Below are 1,738 nucleotides of genomic sequence, written 5' to 3'. Positions count from 1 at the left end.
GATCGCGCTAATCTCCTCCTCACTGCTTTTGGCGTCAGCCGCGCAAGCCGAGACCGCGACCGAGGCGCCCCTGCCCAGCTATCAACAGGCACTGGACGCCTTTCAGGCGGAACGCGCCAAGACCGGCAGACCCAAGCTCCATGCGGCCGATCGGGCCATCATGCAACGGGCCGCTGAGGATCTGGCGACTGCAATGCCAGAGCCAGGACTGGCAGTCGGCACTCAGGCGCCCGACTTCAACTTGCCAAACGCCTTCGGCGAGCGCGTGCGGCTCTCCGATCTGCTCGCCGAAGGACCGGTGGTGCTGACCTTCTACCGCGGTGCCTGGTGTCCCTACTGCAATCTGCAGCTACGCGCGTTGCAGCAATCCCTGCCCGAGATCGAGGCCCGCGGCGCGCAGCTCGTCGCGGTCACGCCGCAATTGCCGGACAAATCCCGTGAGCAGGTCGAGGACGACGGCTATGCGTTTGAGGTGCTGAGCGACCTGGATGATCGTGTGATGCAAGCCTATGACCTCTATTTCGAGGTCCCTGCCGACCTGGATGCCGTCTACCGTGAACGTCTCGGCTTGGACCTGGCCGAGTACAACGGCCCCGATCGGCGGGTGTTGCCGGTGCCGGCGACCTTTGTGATCGATGGTGACGGCGTGATTCGCGCTGCGTTTGCCGACGTCGATTATCGCAAGCGCATGGAGCCGGCCGCGATCATTGCGGCGTTGGATCAGGTCGGCGATTAGCGGCGGAGGCGAGCGCTCCATCCCGTCGCAGATGGGGAGTGTTGTGAGCCAGATCGCGAGGCATGAGGTGCAGCTCCGGGCGCCTCACGCGCAGACAAGCCAGGCTGGCAGCGACCCTATTGTCTGTCATCCCAGTGGCGTTAAATGCAGCAACACATTCAGCCACTGCTCGGCCTCGCGCCAGGAGCGCCGATCAGCTGTGGTCCAGAGTTCCATCAGCATCAGCTCGGGCACGCTGTCGAGCAGCTCGGCCAGCGCGGTCTCATTTAGGTCGGTGAAGTGACGTCCATCGCTGTCGCGCTCGCCAGCACCGTACTTGAACGAGACGTAGAGCACGCCCGCAGGGCGCAGCGCCCGCGCAAGACGTTGCAGCACAGCGGGCAGCTCGGCCAGCGGAACATGCAGCAGGCTCGCGCAGGCCCAGATGCCATCCAAGCGCTCGCACCAGTCGATCGCCTGGAAGCGCTTCACCTCGACCGGCAGTCCTGTGTGCATCTCGGCCAGGCGCGCCAGCGGCGGTGACGGCTCAATGGCCGTGACGGCATAACCCTGCTCGCGAAACGCACGAGCATCGCGACCGGAGCCGCAGCCAGCGTCGAGAATCGCCGCGCCCGGCGCTAGCTTGGCCAGAAACGGCGCATAGAGCGGCGACATGTCGACGTCGACCGTCGCGGCGAAGAACGGCTCGGCATCGGCGTCATAGCGGGCGATGGTCAGATCGGTGAAGGTGGCTGCGTCGGTCACGGGAGACCCTTGGACTGATGGGAGGATGGGCGCGCAGAGGTCTGCGGCAAGTCGCTGAAGACGATCATGCTCGCTGGAACCAGGTGGTACCGGCTGGGAATTGGGAAATCGGCGAGCTGATTGCGATGCCAGCTCGGCATCCTGTACGCATTGCTCCGGGCGGAGCAAGGGGGAACGAGGTGAAAACGGCGGCAGATTCAGAGAGAGACGTCGTCAGGCGTCAGGCTCTGGGGCCGATGGCCCCAGACTGCAATCCTG

Annotated in this window: 2 protein-coding genes; one reads left to right on the top strand and one right to left on the bottom strand. The window is 64.9% G+C overall.

The window, feature by feature from the left end; all coding sequences use genetic code 11:
• Positions 1-736: peroxiredoxin-like family protein (locus CKO42_RS26410; RefSeq protein ID WP_200252499.1), on the top strand; the 736-nt coding region annotated here is incomplete at its 5' end.
• A 126-nt stretch (positions 737-862) separates the two neighbouring features.
• On the opposite strand, the gene CKO42_RS26405 is transcribed toward CKO42_RS26410, so the two are convergent.
• Positions 863-1,480, bottom strand: coding sequence for a class I SAM-dependent methyltransferase (locus CKO42_RS26405; RefSeq protein ID WP_338035014.1), 618 nt, complete (start codon positions 1,478-1,480; stop codon positions 863-865).
• Between the last annotated feature and the right edge of the window lie 258 nt (positions 1,481-1,738).

Source organism: Lamprobacter modestohalophilus (genome assembly GCF_016583905.1).
GTDB classification, from domain to species: Bacteria; Pseudomonadota; Gammaproteobacteria; order Chromatiales; family Chromatiaceae; genus Lamprobacter; species Lamprobacter modestohalophilus.
This window is presented reverse-complemented; position numbering and strand designations above follow the sequence as displayed.